This window comes from Comamonas aquatilis (assembly GCF_965139575.1).
GTDB classification, from domain to species: Bacteria; Pseudomonadota; Gammaproteobacteria; order Burkholderiales; family Burkholderiaceae_C; genus Comamonas; species Comamonas aquatilis.
Genome location: NZ_CBCSIW010000027.1, coordinates 1 through 16,080 on the forward strand (window position 1 = coordinate 1; position 16,080 = coordinate 16,080).

General features: G+C 54.9%; 16 protein-coding genes and 2 pseudogenes. 10 read left to right on the forward strand and 8 right to left on the reverse strand.

The genetic code is table 11. The features are described 5' to 3' along the window. A partial coding sequence (locus ACNAZA_RS20505) for an IS3 family transposase (RefSeq protein ID WP_415797097.1) occupies positions 1-91 on the forward strand: 91 nt, incomplete at its 5' end. Between the two features lie 15 nt (positions 92-106). Here the strand turns inward: ACNAZA_RS20505 and ACNAZA_RS20510 are convergent. Then, positions 107-298: a helix-turn-helix domain-containing protein gene (locus ACNAZA_RS20510; RefSeq protein ID WP_415798351.1), complete on the reverse strand. Its 192-nt coding sequence runs from the start codon at positions 296-298 to the stop codon at positions 107-109. Positions 299-443: 145 nt separating this feature from the next. Between ACNAZA_RS20510 and ACNAZA_RS20515 the strand changes: the two genes are divergently transcribed. From ACNAZA_RS20515 to ACNAZA_RS20525, 3 genes are all read left to right on the forward strand, one after another. Beyond that, a complete protein-coding gene (locus tag ACNAZA_RS20515; protein WP_415798352.1) occupies positions 444-1,304 on the forward strand; it encodes an HNH endonuclease in 861 nt (286 codons plus the stop codon). Positions 1,305-1,971: 667 nt separating this feature from the next. Continuing rightward, complete coding sequence (locus ACNAZA_RS20520) at positions 1,972-2,214, forward strand: hypothetical protein (protein WP_415798353.1); 243 nt, start codon at positions 1,972-1,974, stop codon at positions 2,212-2,214. A 136-nt stretch (positions 2,215-2,350) separates the two neighbouring features. Beyond that, the gene (locus ACNAZA_RS20525; protein ID WP_415798354.1) at positions 2,351-2,602 is read left to right on the forward strand and encodes a Rossmann-fold NAD(P)-binding domain-containing protein; all 252 of its coding nucleotides are present in this window, start codon (positions 2,351-2,353) and stop codon (positions 2,600-2,602) included. Here ACNAZA_RS20525 and ACNAZA_RS20530 read toward each other — a convergent pair. The 3 genes from ACNAZA_RS20530 to ACNAZA_RS20540 all read right to left on the reverse strand — a co-directional run bounded on the left by ACNAZA_RS20530 (position 2,579) and on the right by ACNAZA_RS20540 (position 4,675). Continuing rightward, positions 2,579-3,679, reverse strand: coding sequence for a hypothetical protein (locus tag ACNAZA_RS20530; RefSeq protein WP_415798355.1), 1,101 nt, complete (start codon positions 3,677-3,679; stop codon positions 2,579-2,581). The two genes, ACNAZA_RS20525 and ACNAZA_RS20530, sit on opposite strands and share 24 nt — an antisense overlap. A 202-nt stretch (positions 3,680-3,881) precedes the next feature. Beyond that, the gene (locus ACNAZA_RS20535) at positions 3,882-4,352 is read right to left on the reverse strand and encodes a glycoside hydrolase family 24 protein (protein WP_415798356.1); all 471 of its coding nucleotides are present in this window, start codon (positions 4,350-4,352) and stop codon (positions 3,882-3,884) included. Next, a complete protein-coding gene (locus ACNAZA_RS20540; protein WP_415798357.1) occupies positions 4,349-4,675 on the reverse strand; it encodes a hypothetical protein in 327 nt (108 codons plus the stop codon). The genes ACNAZA_RS20535 and ACNAZA_RS20540 overlap by 4 nt, the downstream gene beginning before the upstream one ends. A gap of 680 nt (positions 4,676-5,355) precedes the next feature. On the opposite strand from ACNAZA_RS20540, the gene ACNAZA_RS20545 reads away from it, so the two are divergent. Next, complete coding sequence (locus ACNAZA_RS20545; protein WP_415798358.1) at positions 5,356-6,471, forward strand: hypothetical protein; 1,116 nt, start codon at positions 5,356-5,358, stop codon at positions 6,469-6,471. 670 nt (positions 6,472-7,141) lie between these two features. Next, entirely contained in the window at positions 7,142-7,471 is a 330-nt protein-coding gene (locus tag ACNAZA_RS20550; RefSeq protein ID WP_415798359.1) for a hypothetical protein, read from the forward strand. Positions 7,472-7,741: 270 nt separating this feature from the next. Here the strand turns inward: ACNAZA_RS20550 and ACNAZA_RS20555 are convergent. Next, positions 7,742-7,879: pseudogene (locus ACNAZA_RS20555) on the reverse strand (YdaS family helix-turn-helix protein); the annotation flags it as partial. An 81-nt stretch (positions 7,880-7,960) separates the two neighbouring features. On the opposite strand from ACNAZA_RS20555, the gene ACNAZA_RS20560 reads away from it, so the two are divergent. The 3 genes and pseudogenes from ACNAZA_RS20560 to ACNAZA_RS20570 all read left to right on the forward strand — a co-directional run bounded on the left by ACNAZA_RS20560 (position 7,961) and on the right by ACNAZA_RS20570 (position 10,723). Beyond that, on the forward strand, positions 7,961-8,581 hold the full coding sequence (locus ACNAZA_RS20560) for a LexA family protein (protein WP_415798360.1): 621 nt from the start codon (positions 7,961-7,963) through the stop codon (positions 8,579-8,581). Positions 8,582-9,406: 825 nt separating this feature from the next. Continuing rightward, a pseudogene (locus ACNAZA_RS20565) lies at positions 9,407-10,145 on the forward strand (IS3 family transposase); the annotation flags it as partial. Between the two features lie 347 nt (positions 10,146-10,492). Beyond that, a complete protein-coding gene (locus ACNAZA_RS20570) occupies positions 10,493-10,723 on the forward strand; it encodes a hypothetical protein (protein ID WP_415798361.1) in 231 nt (76 codons plus the stop codon). 205 nt (positions 10,724-10,928) lie between these two features. On the opposite strand, the gene ACNAZA_RS20575 is transcribed toward ACNAZA_RS20570, so the two are convergent. Beyond that, positions 10,929-11,510: a lipocalin family protein gene (locus ACNAZA_RS20575; RefSeq protein WP_415798362.1), complete on the reverse strand. Its 582-nt coding sequence runs from the start codon at positions 11,508-11,510 to the stop codon at positions 10,929-10,931. A gap of 504 nt (positions 11,511-12,014) precedes the next feature. On the opposite strand from ACNAZA_RS20575, the gene ACNAZA_RS20580 reads away from it, so the two are divergent. Further along, positions 12,015-12,200 (forward strand): hypothetical protein, encoded by a 186-nt coding sequence (locus ACNAZA_RS20580; RefSeq protein ID WP_415798363.1) that lies wholly within the window; start codon positions 12,015-12,017, stop codon positions 12,198-12,200. Between the two features lie 401 nt (positions 12,201-12,601). Here ACNAZA_RS20580 and ACNAZA_RS20585 read toward each other — a convergent pair whose 3' ends face one another. Together ACNAZA_RS20585 and ACNAZA_RS20590 are read right to left on the reverse strand one after the other, a co-directional pair. Then, positions 12,602-14,710: a site-2 protease family protein gene (locus ACNAZA_RS20585; protein ID WP_415798364.1), complete on the reverse strand. Its 2,109-nt coding sequence runs from the start codon at positions 14,708-14,710 to the stop codon at positions 12,602-12,604. A gap of 6 nt (positions 14,711-14,716) precedes the next feature. Then, positions 14,717-16,078 carry an efflux RND transporter periplasmic adaptor subunit gene (locus tag ACNAZA_RS20590; RefSeq protein WP_415798365.1) on the reverse strand — a complete coding sequence of 454 codons (1,362 nt, stop codon included), beginning with the start codon at positions 16,076-16,078 and terminating at the stop codon, positions 14,717-14,719. Between the last annotated feature and the right edge of the window lie 2 nt (positions 16,079-16,080).

A 16,080-nucleotide genomic window follows, 5' to 3' on the forward strand; every position in this document is an offset into this window, starting at 1 on the left:
TATTCGTTGGTACAACGAAAAACGTATCAAAGTATCTCTGGGACGTTTAAGTCCTGTGGAATACCGGCACAAGCTTGGCCTAGCCGCATAAAACCAGTCCAAGTTTTTATCCGCACCTCCGTTCTGCAGCTTGCCTAGCCCGCTCTGCGAGGTACAAAAGCAGGTCGGTGCGAAAAAATACCCAGCCACGGCCAAACTTCAGTCCAGGCAGCTCTCCTTTTCTGGCGAGTGCTTCGATGGTCGTTACATCACAGAAAAGCAGTTCTGCGCACTGTTTCGCGTTGATTGTGTCGGTCATAAGTCCACCATCGGCTTAAATACGCAAAAAAATAACCAACAAAAAACCAGCAACGTCCAGTCAAAAGCAGCTGGTCAAGGCTCTCTTCATAATGCCAAAGTGAGGCAGTGCACTCATTACCAAACAGAGAGGGAGAGGTCTGCTCATGTCTAAAGCCCAAATGAACTGGCGGTTTGCCGCGGTACACGAATACAACTCCTGGAGGCTGGCACCCTTCGAGTCCCAGGACAATGCAATTACTGGCCCAAAAGGTGCGCACAGGTTGCTCAGCGAGGGTCGATGGGGTACTCCACTTAGGCGGAAAGAAGACGGCCTAGCACTTGCTGTATTGGTCTGGAAGACTTCCCCTATGGGAATCGGCGCGCGCCCCCATGAAAAAGACACATCTACAGCGACGGTCATTCGGCCCGCCCCAGGTGCAGAGAAGCGTTTCGATGAAGCGAGGGTACCCATTGAACTAATCAAGAGCTTCAAAAGGCGCAGCGGCCCGACACCAGCTCAAATTGATGACTGGTTCGAGTTTTATAGAGTGAACGGCACAGAGCCTTCAAGCGATTCACTGGAGCCTAGCCTAGTCGAGTTCTACCGCTGGCTGGACAACGCACAACCGCCACTATCAGCCACAGAAAAGGATGCACTGGTCAAAGTGCGCATCGGTCAAAGCGCCTACCGGCGCCAGCTTCTGCGGCGCTGGAAGGGCTGCGCCATAAACGACTGCCGCGAGAAGACGCTGCTAATTGCCTCTCATATCAAACCGTGGAGCGTGTCCACCGACGATGAGCGCCTCTCCGTAGACAACGGAATCCTGCTGAGCCCAACACTCGATAAGGCCTTCGATTCAGGGCTAATCAGTTTTGGGGACGACTTCAAGGTTTTGCTTCACCGCAATCTGAGCGCCCACTCGATGGAGGCTTTGCACCTAAAAGAGGATATGCGCCTAAGACAGCAGCATGAAGGCATGAGAGCTTTCTTAAAGTGGCACAGGCAATTTCACGGATTTGAATAAGCACCTCCCCCTCCGAGTTGGGTTAACGATGCCCACTTCTCGCAAAAACCTTGCTAGTCCTTCAATTTGATTTTCATTGATTGTTTTTCAAGTGCGGGCGACTGGGGCGCGTGGAAGAGGCGGGCAAGAGCTGACAGTCACGCGCGCGTATTGCACTCGAACGTCGCCGGAAAACTGAAGTTTTATCAAGCTCCTCGCGCTCGAGGCATAAAGAAATGCTGGGACGACTTCAGGTTTTCTCATGTCGGCAAAGGTTCTTCAGCCTCAACATTTCTCAACATGTGCAGCGCTGCAATTTCAAGTTTTATCAAGTAGGTGATGGCAGCATTGCAGTTGCTCGACCCTCGCCCTTCACCTTAGTGCGCTGGCGTCTAAACATTAAGGTAATTGCTTGCTCAGGCCCTCGGGTAATCTTTGGGTGCTCTTACAGCAATCTTGCCGTGGACATCACCCCAACCTGTCCCTAGAGCCACCACTCGGAGGGGCCGTAATTGAGCTGTCCGCAAGCGTTGTCAATGTCAAGTTTTGACAAGTTCTGTCCGCGTGCGTGCCGCGATGCACACCAAGGTTCTGGTCTTTGAACCATAACTTTTCTTAACAGGCCCCGCCTTACCCTGCCCTGTAGACCACGCTCATAGAATTAGACTTCACAGAATAAGGGGGCGATATGACTTACACAGGATGGATGTCAGTAAAAATCGATGGTCACGAAAACGAGGTTATGGACATTCCCACACTGAGTGCCGTTCCGCCCTCGGATTTCAAAGACTATGCAGAGACACACCTGCTATATATCGACCACCATGATGTGATTCGAGCCATAGTGGGCGACTATCCAGTCGCAACGTCTGCTGCTCAAGCAGACGAGCTCATCAAGTTGTTGGAAGAGTTCAAGCGGCGAATGACCTAAACCGGTCTAATTTAGAAAAATCGGCTGCTCATAGCTATCGCGCACATCACCTGCTATCTCTCGCGCGTGATGCGCATCGAAGTTCGACAGCAGTCGCAGGTGAATCCTGCCCCAAGACACACCTCAAGGAGATGTAATGCGCGAAGAGACACCGACCGAATACGAGGTGGACAAGCTCTACCAAGTTAAGAAGGTGGCCGACAACCTGGCTGGCATTCTTGGGGTGGGCTGGGCAGGCTTTGCGTTCATGCTGTCCCAGAATGCGCTCATCGGCGTTACGGTCGGTGCAGCGCTGGCGCTGCTGGTTCGCGCTCCGTATGCCAGGCGGTACAAGGCGGCCAAAGCCTACCTTGACCACCTCACCTCATCGTCTGGCGCCAGCAGCTGATATAGGGGCTGACAGCAGGCCGGGTTGAAACCCAATACTGGGCGAGACCGGTGTGACTGGCGAAAGCAGGCTTTGCTGCATCCTGTTGCTCGACAGAAGACCGCGCATGGCCGGCCTTGCCAAGATGAGCCCCATGGCCCCGACATTGCCAGTTGTCGCCCCTAGAGTTGCAGGCACCACAGCATCAAAGAAACCAAGGCTTGGCACGCTTCCAACCACTTCAGGTGTGCGCATCACCGTGGGGAATGTTCGGCCAGCTTGAGCAATGGACAGCATGTCGCCAGTGAGCGGCTTGCCTCTTTTAAGAGCCGCACCCAATGCTTTGGCATCGATGTTCCCCGATGGCGTCAATACCCGCTCCAACTCGTGCACCCGGGCAATTTGCTGCCGCGCATCCCTGAATGCCTGCACAGCTGCTTCGTTTCCTGTCCCTTGCAGGTGGCGCTCGAGCTGGTTCTCAATAGCTGTCGCAGTTTTTCGCGCTGCTCGGCCGGCGGTCTGATTGCCGGCCGCAAACAGGTCACCAGCTCTTTCACGCAAAGTCCTGATGGCATCGACAGCAGAGCTGCTATCCATCGTCTTGACGTTAGCGCCCTTCACAATCTTGGCCACCCCGTTATCCGGGACCAATCCAGGGAAGCTGTTCTTGGTGTTGGCGTATTGCTTGCCGATGTCTCTGAGCTCAGTTCTAAATGCCTTATCTGGGGTGATGGGACCCAAATTACGGAGCGCCTCGTAACTCTGCCCTGCCTGCTGGCGCAGGTTGGCCAGAGACTGGCGGGATAGCTCCGCCCCCTCGGGCAATCCAACTGCACGGCGAGCCAAATTGTTGGAGGCCTGCTGGTTGCTTAGCGTCAGCTCTGCATTGAGCTTTGCTCGGTCCAAAGCGCCATCAAGCACACGATTTACCGTCGATGGCTTTGCCTGGCTCGGTGGCTGCTTGTAGCCCGCCTCGATTGCATCCTTTACTGCCTGGCGGTGCATCTCTGGCATGACTGGGCCGCGGGTCGCCTGCTGCACCGCCTGTCTCGTTGCCGAGACTGCTGGCGCTGGTGTTTTGGCCTTGTAGTCGCGCATCGCGGCTTCGAATGCGGCGCGAGGGTCTGCTCCCGAAGGATTAGATTGCTGTCCAGGCTGAGCGTAGGTTGGGGGTTGCTGCTGTGCTGGTGTGGCAGCCGCCGCGTTGACGTTAGGACCTTGGCCGCCGTACTGCGTTCGGTACTGCTGCATGGCTTGCTCGAATGCTCTGCGGGCATCAGGGCCGGACTGCTGCGGCAGTTCAGCAGCGCCAGCAGACGGAATGACGGCATCCAATCTCGCGGCTGCTCATGGTGACAGGCGCTTGGCCTGCACCTGTAATGGTCTGGATGGCGCCGCTCATTACTGCACCCCCAGCACTGCACGGATGCCTGCAACTGGCCAGGCCAAACGGCAGTGCGCGACGCTCGCGGATCTGCTGAATGGCAATCAGGTCCTGCGACAGCGGCGAGAAATCCTTGAGCCCCAGCAGGCGCTTGTAAGCGTCGAAGTATCGGCTCAGCAATTGATAGCGGCCGGCGGCCGTGCTCTTGATCTTGAGACGCGGCAAGTCAATGAGCTGACGCGGGTGGTCCGCGTAGCCAGAGAATTGCCCTCCACCCACCAACACGTCATAGCCTCGGTCGCGGATTGGCTGACGCCCGTTATCCGTCCCCTCCCCCCATGCCAGCACATTTTTGCCGCCGGCGTGGCCTGCTGTGATTGCCGTCACACCGCACCTCCATCCTTCGGCGGCAGGCCCAGGCGCTTGCGCACCCACTCATTGAGCAGCGGGCCCAGGGCGAATTGGTCCCAGGCGCGAAAAGCCCAATCGCCCGCCGTCATTGAGAACATCCCCACCAAAAACCCACCCAGCCCTTCGGATAGGCCTGTTGCCTGCACAAAATCGGGTGTTCCGTAATTGCTGGCGGCAATGCCCAGCACCAACATCGCCGCTTTGCGCGACCAGGTTCCCTGCATCCACATAAGCGCTCCTGCGCTACCGAGGATGCCTGGCACCTTTGGCAGCAGTTGGTCAGTCCAGTTGTTATCCATTCACCCCTCCTTGGGCGCGTAAATCTACGTTGAGCCAAATGCTATGGAGAAACACTTGACTTTCAGCAATCAATAAAAAAACCGCCCGAGGGCGGTTTGGTTTTTTTTATCGAATTCAGAGCCAGGTTTTAATAGTCTCCTGCTTCCATATCTTGCACAGCAGATCTCACAGCTAGAGCGATCAATACTCCGAGCGTCAGCAGAAAATATGTCATCGCAGGCCCTTTCTATTGAATCTGTAACCTTTATCGCACAACTATTTCTGATGTAACAGATAGTAAAACCCAAAGGAATCACTGTCAGAATCAGATGACTTAGGGTAAGAAAATCGCCAATAAAATCAAACCGCAATCAATTAAGGGAGCACTCACATACAGAAAATTGACGTAATTTCAATGAATAAATTTAAAGCATCTCTACATGCAGGAAAAATCTTTCCGCAACCATCCACACAGAGTGGCCAAGCCGCACCCGCGCTCGCCACAAACAGATGGCGGCATATGACTAGGCTAGAAAATAACCCAAGCAAAATCAATGACCATATGTATATAGATCCAATTGATTCAATCCCTGCCGATCAATAAAAAGCCCGCCGAAGCGGGCACTTCCAATACGGAAGTGGTGAGGTATTCAAAGTGCTGAATCATCTAGACTCCCACTCTTAGCGGAGATGACTCTCAATGAACAAAATACTGAAACTCGCCTTTGCGGCATGGCTCTCTGGACTTGCACTTCTTGCCAACGCGTTCAACCCCAATCAGCCCACTGTTCCAGAGGGGACCAAAGTCGGGGCCTACCTCTGGGGCGGCATGTTGAACTCAGGAGAAGGCTTGGACAGGTTCCACAGATCTGTTCAATTTCTGTTGGATCAGGGGTTTGAAGCGATCAGGTTCACTGTCTCCAACAACAGCATCAAGGAACTCGGCCTCGACAAGACCCAATGCAACCGCGAGACGCCGATGGGCTGCTATCTCGGGCAAGCGCTGAACCACCCAGTTTTTAGTGACAAGCGCTTAAAAGTTCTCATGGTGACTTTCCACGAAAACTCTGCGCGCAACGTTGTCGTATCAGGATTGGATAGCGCATCTCGAAAAGGCATTTCAGCCGAGCTAAATGACGCCTTGCGTCAGTTGCAGACACACTTCAGCGGAAGACCTGTCAAAGTTGTGATCTCCAACTGGGAGGGAGACAACATGGTCTACTGCGGCGGGGTATTTCAGTACATCCGCTCTCAGAAGGTTGCCAGCGACTGCGACACAGGCGACGGCAAAGGTTTGGACCGCCGGCTAGACAACTTTGTCAGTTGGATGAAGCTGCGTGACTCGGTGGTTACCGAGTTCCGAAAATCACACCCCGCTCTCGACGTTCAGCATGCACCAGAGTTCAACATCGCGGATCTCGTTCCCAGCCGCTGCAAGGTGTCCTGTGATGAAAACAAAACCGTCTTCAAAGCGCTTGAAAGAGAAGGCCGAAGACCTCTGTGCTCCTTCTCTTCCTACAACAGCACCAACCGCAATGCGCTCGACCAGGACCTGCCTCGCCTTCTGAAAACTTGCGACCAAGTGATTCTTGGAGAGCTTGGTTTCGCAGAAGACCGCATGGGTTCAAAGCGTGTGCAGCAAGGCTTCTCCAATGCTGCAGCTGCTGTCTCACAGCACCCAGGGAAAGTGCCTGCAATGATGATCTGGAATGCCTTTAACGAACCAGGCAGAACCCGCAACGACAGCTACGGGCTATTCAAGGAAGATGGACGCCCTGGGAATATCTTGAACATTCCTCAGAGCATGCGTCCATAAGCCCCTGCGAGCATCAAACCAGAACTACGCCGTACCTAGCCGCGAGGTAATTCTCAACTGCGCTCAGCTCAGACAGGCTGAGCGCTCCTGAGTTGAAATACAGATGCGACGCGTGCTGCCCATAACAAGGGAATGTGCCCGCACCAGCTGAAGTAAGCTGCAGCCCCAAAATAGGTGCGAGTGCATTGGGGACGGCGGGATCTACAACAGGCAACGGTGCGGTAAGCACTGCCACCTGAGAGGCCCGCCCCTTGTCCACGTTAATCCGCAGCCTCATGCTTGCGACATCAAGAGAGCACCGGATGATATGGAATGCACCATCGCGCAAATCTATGTCGGGCGGATTGGCGGTGATCGACACTCCGCCTGCACGCAATAACGGCCGACCAGTGGACTCGCTGATCCTCAAACCAGGCGTTGTGCCATCTGCTGGGCCAATACTGCCCCATACCTGACCGCCTGACACAGCTGATTCACCGCTACCCGCCAAAGGACAGCGGATCACCGAAATCACAGTGAAGCCACTTGTCGGATTGATGAGTGCATGCTCGCTATTGGGCCGCATGGCGCCGCGATCCACGCCGGCGAACTTGTCAAGGCCAAGGTGCCAGCCGTACCGTGGGCTATGCTGTAGTTGCTTGCACAAACAACAACCAAAGGGATTGCGGAGATGAGCGAAGAAACGCTGAAGCAACTGCTTGCCGAGCAAGCGAAACGTATCGAAGAGATTTCAGCGCTACAGGTCCAATTGCTGGCGATGATTACGGCGAACACAACCATTGCCACCGCGCTCATAAAAATGGATGGGGGAACAGATGCACTCATTGCTGCACTCGCTCCTCAAACACTTCGAACAGAAGCCCTGCTACTGAATTTTTCGACTGGAGATGCGCTGCTGGAGTCCTACTGGGATTTTCTTCGGGGTACCTTGCCTCCGAGCGTGCACGAGCGAGTTCAAAATCATCAGCTTTGGCCCGTGGCGCAAAAAACTGCGGCATAGATTTCGTCTGCTCTTCAAGAGCGCGCGCCCCTGCCATCAACTGGTCAAACTTTCGATCCATACGAGCAGACCGAATTGCCCAGTGCATCGGCAGCGGCGCCGGCCTCTTGGCTTGGCGTATCTCACTCATGGCCCACCTCCTTGGTCGGGGTGGAGGGCTGCGCCAGCTCGGGCATGGTTTGGGGTTGAGCGGCGAGTTCGGGCCAGATCTGCCCAGTCATTGGGGCGCAAGTCGCGGCGCGTCACGGCACCGCTGGTGCGACGCTCAATTTCGGGGCAATGCTCAATCGGGGTCCTGCGCCCTTCCTGTTTCCATTGCCAAACAGCCGCTTTGGTTACGCCAAGCCAATCAGCTAACGCTTTCTCTGAACCGGCGATTTCAGCCGCTTTCTCAATCGGATGTTTCATACCCTTGAGACTAGCATTTCTAGTCTTTAGAGGCAAGTATTACTAGCCAATTGAAGTATAGAAAATCTATACGATCACGCCATGGATATCAAAGACTGGATCAAGGCTGCGCGTCAGCACGCTGGTTGGACCCAAGAGAAACTGGGCGAGGCGGTGGGCCGTACGAAGGCCAATGTCGGCCACTGGGAAACAGGCAAGCACGAACCAAAGCTCGAACAAATCGAAGCAATAGCCAAGGCAACTGGATACGCGCCTCCCACATGGGGTGGCCTTGTGCATTCCAACGTCGAGCCAGCCCTAGAACTTAAAAAATCAAGAAGAGTGCCAATCACAGGAAGCGTGCGCGGAGGAGACGACGGCTATCTGGTTCAGGACGTGGTGCCTGATGGATGGGTCGAATACTGGACTGGTGACCCCAATGCCTATGCCCTGCGCATCAAGGGCGACTCCATGCACCCGCGATACCGCGCCGGAGAGTTCGTGGTCATCACGCCAAGCATTGAGGCACAGCCTGGTCGCGACGTGGTTGTGAAACTGCTCAACGGAAAGTGTTTGCTTAAGGAGCTCAACTGGATCCGAGGCGACGAAATCCAGTTGCGGAGTATCAATAACGGGTACGCCCCTATGACCATCCCCAAAGAGGAGGTGGAATGCATCTTCCGCGTAGCTGGCTCAGTAGGGCCTGATTCGATGGTTTTTTGAACGTGGCAGTGTTGGGCAAAGATTCAGAATCGATGCCTGATAGCGAGATAACCACCAGCCAAAGTCCGCCCTGAGCGGGCTTTTTTACACCCAGTCTTCTCTGACTTCGTAGATCACCCAGGCCACAAGCACCGCCACCACCCACAGACCAACCAATTGCAACATGAAGGTAGACATCGCCGCTCTCCTTGAAGTGCGTTGATGTAGTCATAGTCTCACTTTAGATGGTCTCCTGCAAATGGAGACAGCTTGATCAACGCTGGCATTTCCGCCTACACGTTTGGCTGATCGACTGGGTCACTTGGCGGTTTCCCCGGCGGCGCATTGTTCGGGGGGTCAATCGGTTCGGGCGTCGGCACCTGCTCTTTTCGGGGATCCGCCAGTCTTGGAAAACAATTCATCCGTCGCAGCAACAACCCGCCGCGATGGGTGCCAAGTGATCGAGCCAGCACCTTGGGTCTTTAACAAGCAACTCGGGTGAATTGGCGTAATTGATGAAAGCGTCCTGCCCCCGCAATCTGTCGGCAGACAGCAAAAGACAGGTGACGCGAGAACCAGCCAAGCCCAGTTGGGCCAGATCAATCGAGCACCACTCGCTTGCCTGAGCGGTCAATCAGGAAGCTGAAGCGGACTTCTCCAGGCTACGCAGCCACCGTGCACGCCTGCAGGAAAACAGGTATCGAGAACCACGCGCGGCAACCCAACCAGGGCCTTGTGCACAAGGCTGCGGTTTGCAACTCAAGAAGTTCAGCCATGGAAACCGTCAACACCAAGAAGCAACCCTACCCCAACAACCCAAGCGGATGCCGGGATCACCACGATTACCGCTATCAGCCAGTGACGGATCGCAACTGCATTCTCAGGGAGAAGATCATCGCCTTGGCGCAACGTCATCGACGTTACGGCGCGGGCATGATCTATCTGAAGTTGCGCCAGGCTGGCGAGGTGGTGAACCACAAGCGAGTGGATCGCCTGTATGCCCAGGCGGGGCTGCAAGTGAAGAAGCGCAAGCGCAAAAAGATCGCACTGGCCGAGCGGCATCCCTTGGAGCGCCCGACGGAGGCCAACCAGGTGTGGTCCATGGACTTTGTGTTCGACCGCACGGCTGAAGGGCGCTGCATCAAGAACTTGACCGTGATTGATGACGCTACACACGAGGCGGTAGCTATCGTGGCGGAGCGTGCGTTGAGCGGCAACCAACTGGTGCGTATCTTGTAGCAGTTGGCCAATACACGGGGGTTGCCCAAGGCGATCAGAACCGACAACGGCAAGGAGTTCTGTGGCCGAGCAATGGTGAGTTGGGCGCATGTGCGTGGCGTGCAACTGTTCCTGATCGAGCCGGGCAAGCCTAACCAGAACGCCTATATCGAATCATTCAACGGGCGGTTCCGCGATGAATGCCTCAACGAGCATTGGTTCACCAGTCTGGCGCACGCTCGGGCGATCGTCGAAGCTTGGCGCCGGGAATACAACGAGGAGCGCCCCAAGAAGGTACTTGGCGGATTGACCCCTGCGGCCTATGCCCAGCGACTGATCCAAAACCAGTTAAATTAACCCCGGACTCCAAAGCCAAGCGCTACTGAAAACGGGGGGACGTCGTACATACGCAAAAACGACAAACCCGCCGAAGCGGGTCTTTGTTTAACAATTGCCTTTCTTGGCTTGCCCAGGCGGGCAGCCATGCGGATGTGGCTTCTTGTAGCCATCGTCGTAATAGCCACCGCGATCATGATAAACAGCACAGCCACCCAGAGTTAGTACTACTGCCGCCACAGTCAAAAGCTTTTTCATAGTTTCCCCCTTTACTAACCCGGCCCGAGTCTATTCAGATTGCCGATCGCGCTCTGTAAAGCATTGTCACGAAAGGTCCTAGCTGCCAGTCAACGATCTGGCTTTTCTTTTGGGATTTGGATGAGTCTGACTTTCGTAAACTGCCATGGCAAAACCATTTCGCGCGCCCGGATGGCGGTCATGCGGGCCGAAGCTCTGGAGCGGGAGCGCGTGGCTGCAAAGGCTGACCAGGTGTCTGCGCACAAAGGCTGGCGCGTCATCGGTTTTCCGCCCGAAACCCTACCCAAAGCAAAGGAAGAGCATGCACGGCTGCAAGTCATGGCTCGCAAAGCAGGTGACAAGCCAGTCTAAGACTTTAACGAGCCGGCATGGCTGCGCAAAGCAAGACGCTCTACAGTGCAAAGAGCTGGCAAGCAAGGCTAGATGGATCGAAGTTCAGATCCAAGAAGGTCGTAGAAAAAAGCCCCACCTTACAGCGCCAGCGAGCACATCTCACCCAACACAGCCCGCCACTGAGCGGGCTTTTTGCTTTCTAGAGACCTATAAGCCGCCCCTACTAAAAGGTTGGTGTTTGTTGGGCAACAACCAGCACACGACTTAGGTCTACGCCAAAGCCCTGGGCCTTTTCAAGCAACTGCCTGAACTTCTGCTCAGGAATCGACTTGCTGCGTGACAGCAACCAGAAATAGTCAAGGCTGTCGCCAATCACCAAAGAGGTCTGGTACTCATCGTCGAGGCTCACCACGTTGTAGCCGCCATAGAAAGGTCCGAAGAAAGAAACCTTGAGAGCAGCCAAACTAGGATCTCCCAGCAAGCTAGCCTTGCCATTGGCTTCACGCCATTCTTTCCTTGCCGCGTCATATCCACGGTTAACGACTGTCACAGTACCATCGTCGTTGAGGCTGTAGTGCGCCGAAACCTCGGTCAACCCCTTTTCAAAATGATGATCAATGCGCACTAGTTCATACCAAGTGCCCATGTAACGCTTGACATCAAAAGAAGCGACCGGCTGTATGCCCTTAGGCACAGAGACAGCACAACCAGAAACCGCCGCAGCGACCCCAGCAGCAACCACGGTTAAAGCAGCAGTACGAATCAGAGAATTTCTCGAAAAACGCATTGTTGTTTCCTTGGGCATAAAGCCCCATTCAAGCATTCACAATCAGGCCCGGCTTTAAACGCGGGCTTTTCTCATTCTGGGAGCCAATCTGCAAGACAAGGCCGATGCATATCGCTTGGAGCTGTGAAGCCACAACGTTCCCAATGCCGATCGTGCTGCTGGATTGAGGCGGCTGAATCGCCTCGCAGATCATCGCGGACTTCTGCAGCGGCTGCCATACGAGCGACGCAGCGGCCGCAGCATCATTTTTGTACCGGTCAAATTCTTTGAAGAGTACTTCATGGCGCAATCGGCAGAACGCGAAGCCCGAACAGCCTAGGAAGAAGCACAGATACGAAATCTACCGCACCACCTCTTTGTGACGCCTCTTCGTGACGCCTCTTCAAGCCGCATTGGAAGACATGATTCCAACGAAATTCCCGCTGCCTGGCTGCCCTCGCACGATTTCACTAGGCCCGCCCCGCTTATCCCTGTACTGTCTTGCATAGGTACAAAAATTTGACTGAAGGCCACGTTCCGCTCATGAGCAAAATCAAAGAATCCACCGTTCACCATGTCGTGGACTCTAAGCAGTGGGAACTCAATCGCGAAAAAGAACGTATTACCTATCCAGCGAATCACGCCGGACCGATACAAATGGACTGGCGCAAGCGCGAAAACTACTCGGCCTCTGATCTAAATTACCGAGGAAGAAACAAAGCACAGTAGAAGATCATCCCATTCTGACGACGACATCCAACTTATGGGGGGCAGTTCACTGAGTGGGGTTCTCTTTTTGGAGCTGCCATGGCATACAGAGCCAGCGCAACCCGCCCCAAGCTATCCCTACTCAGCGCACCATGCTGCACAACGCAATCCACGGCAGCCCGCTGACAACAAGCATCATGCGAAACAGCACAGCCCACAAAACCCAGAGCACCATCCAGGCGCTACGCCGTGCCTGCATGCTGATGGCATTGACCACCGACCGACAGAAGCAGACTACGCTTTCTTCGCCGCCCCAGAAAAAGCCAAAGCCCCGTTCATCGGGGCTTAATTTTTGAAAGCACTATGAATGCGTCCATAAAGAACTCAGCCATCCTTGCCATGAAAAGTCAGATTTGCTGACACTAAAAACCAGCCTCTCGCCAAAACACGCTTGCCGCTGTATTGACAAACTGGGAGGCGATAGCCTCCCAGCGGCCATGGATGCTGACTTTGCCTCGCCAGCGGTGTTGTGAAGCAGTGTCTTCACCAGGCTGCGTGGTCACATCCAACACTACTCTGTAGACGGGGCGCTCTGGGTAGAGCGCACCTTGCATGCTTCTCACCGGAATATTGCCTCCGGCCAGCGTAGACAAGCTCGCTTCGGAAAGAACCCGGCTTGCATCTTGGTCAATGCTGCGCACCTTCAAATCCAGCACAGGCCCTGCTCCACCATCGGAGATAAAAATCCCGCCATCTCCTATGCGGATGCGCTGAACATCTTCCTCCTGCACATAGGCAAGAATCTCCAACTGAGCGCCTACGACCTTACCCAACAATTCATGGCGTGCCAGCCAATCACCAGGGCGAAGGTCTGGGTCAACATCTCGCAGCACACCCGTGCCTGCCGAACTCAGGCGATAGCGACTGGCTTCGATTTCTATCGCAAACTGCTGAGCCCTCGCCTGTGTTTGGCGCTCCAGCAGAACCTGCCAATCCCGACGTAGTTCGGAGTCAAAACCCGCAGCAGCCATTTGCTGCGAATACTGCGTCTGCTGAGCATCACTTTGGGTTTGAGCAGCTTTTAGAGACGGCGAATCCAGCATAAAGATCGGCGCATTCACTTCAGCCATCTGTGCTTCTGGCAGCAGTTGCTGCTGCAACTGCGATGCATCCAGCGCATGCAAAGGCCATACTTCTGCGGATTGCAACATACCTTGCGTACGGACCGGAGTAGGCAATGGCAGCCAGCAGAGAACCATGAGGGCAATCAACCCTATGGCACTCCAACGGGCTCTTCGACTATGAACAATCTGCGGCCAGCGCTTGTACCAGGCTGAAATTTCGGACCAGAGGGGCTTCGCAATAAACCACACAATTTCCACCAAAAATAGCAAGATGCCCAGTGCCTTGATAAAAAAGTGATAGACCAAGGCAGCGATACCCAGAAATAAGACCAATCGATAAATCCAGGTCGCCCAGGCAAACACAATTAGCCAACGGCGTTTTGAATCCGTGAAGGACTCGGGCACCGGTTCACCAAGCTTGAAGAGCTTTTCTCTCAAATCCCAGCGGGCCACCGCAAAAGCACGTGAATGCAAGTTGGGCATTTGCAAAAAATCCGATAGCAAAAAATAGCCGTCAAAGCGCATGAAAGGGCTGGCATTTATGGCCAAGGTGCTGACCCAGGTGGTGGTGGCCAGTAGAAAAGCCATGGACTTTGGCGCACCATCAGGTAACCAGACCCATGCCAACAAGGCCCATGCAGCTATGACGAGCTCCGTCACGATACCGGCACCAGCCACCTTGAGACGCTGGTCACGTCGAGTCAGTTTCCAGACCTCATTAGTGTCGGTGTAAGCCACCGGCCACAACACCAGAAACGCTATGCCCATGGTGGGAACACGGCAGCCAAATCGTTTGGCCGTAAAGCCATGACCCAGTTCATGCAGCACTTTGACAAACCCCAGCGTCAGCCCATAGGCCAGCAGACCCTGCCAAGTCAATGAGTCAACCAAGGTTGCCGTAAACTCTCCCCAGGAGCGCGAAACACCCCAAAGTCCCGCGACCAGAGCCAGCACGCTGGCCCAGGCGAAAGCACGGCTAAAGAGGAACTCCAGCCGTGGAGCCCAACGCCCCAGCCAACGATCAGGCTTGATCAGTGGCACCCGAAAAAACAGGTAATTGTGAAGCAGCCATTGCATCCAGCTTGATCGTCTGGACTGCCACTGCTGAGCCAGCTTTGCGGCGCTATTCGGCTCAGGCTCTAGCAGGTCATTGCGCTGTGCAAATTGAAAAAGCGCAGCCACATCTTCTTCACGGAGTGTCAATGTCGTGTGATTGATGATGTCCTGCGCAATGGATTGCGCCGCACCCAAATGCCAGCGTTTGAACACTTCGAAGCTTGCCCAATCGAGCTGAAAGAAAAGGTTGCGCACCGGGTCATGCAAAGTCCAGCTCGGCTGACCGTCAGGCAGCACGGGGCCAGGCAGCAGATCAAGCTCCTCACGGAGGCAGGGCCATGCATTGTTCATGCTCGCCTACCAAGCAATGAACTGGCGAAGCACGGCCCAGGGCTTACGCAAAACCCAATAGGCCAGCGGCACCCATTCACCTTGCAGCTTGGCCGTCCCTTTCAGGCCAATACGTGCCGCCGCATCGAAAGGCATGGCAGCGCGCATCCGATAGGCATAGCTGCCATCAGGCCTGGCGCTGGCGTCATACGCCATGTATCTAAGCTTGCCTTCGAGCCCTGCCATGGGGTTTGCCGCCAAATACAGTTTCACGGGAGAGCCTTGCTTCAGAGGAATGGCGTCACTGACCGGAACCCAGGCCTCGATTTCCACCTCATTGGGACGGGCAATACGCATTACCCGCTCGCCAGTCTGCACTGGCTTACCCAACCACTCTATGGGCGAATCAAATAAAACCATGCCATCTTCAGACGCCAACACCCGGCTGCGATCACGTTGATCATTCAGGTATTGCACCTCGCTGCGCTTCTCGCCAATGCGACCAACCAGTGCTGCCAGTTGCGCTTTGGAACGTGCATCACCCAGGGCCAACTGAGCAGATTGTCGGTATTCGGCTTCGGCGGTCAGCAATGCTTGCTGAGCGACATCCAGGCGACTGCTGATCTGAGCCTCATCCAAGCCAAACAGAGGATCACCTTTGCGCACGATCTGATTGGGTTGAACATGAATCTGGTCTATGACCCCGTCCATGGGCGCTCTGAGAACCACGGGCTGAGCAGCAACCAGCTCCCCTGGCGCCAGAACGCTCATATGCACAGGTAGAACACTTAGTACAAGCAACCCACCCAATGCCCAAGTGGACTTCTTCAACCACCATTTTTGAGCGACAGCGCTGGAAGCCACAGACTTTCGCCAAAGCCTGGACTGGCCGGCATTCAATGCCGCATAAGCGTGAAACCAGATATGGCCCCATTCTGCGAGAAGTGGAAGGCGCTGTGCTTCAAAGGGATGGGAACCTGAGAGTAGCAGCCCGCCACGGGGAAGAGACGACGCCAAGTCCTCAAGCAAAGGAACCCATACCGCATATGCTCCGAGCCATTCATTCCAGGATTTGGCCAATTCAGGGGGAAGCTGAGAAAGATCGACGCTGCGCACTTGCGTTGATTGCTGAGCATGTAAAAAACGGCACAGCTCATTCAACCACTGGGCATAAGGCGAATTTTTATCATGCTCCAGCACACCGGACACCGCAGTCACTCCGCTATGGCTTAGCCATAAGCAGGCTTGACGATAAGGGGCCAGCAAACGGCTGTCGTTGACCAGCATGAAGCCAAGTTCGGCACTGCTGCGTGCAGCCCGAGCGCGATGACCCAACTCCAGCAGCAGCATCGCCGGGTTCACGTTCTGAGGTAACACCGCTGCGTTCACTG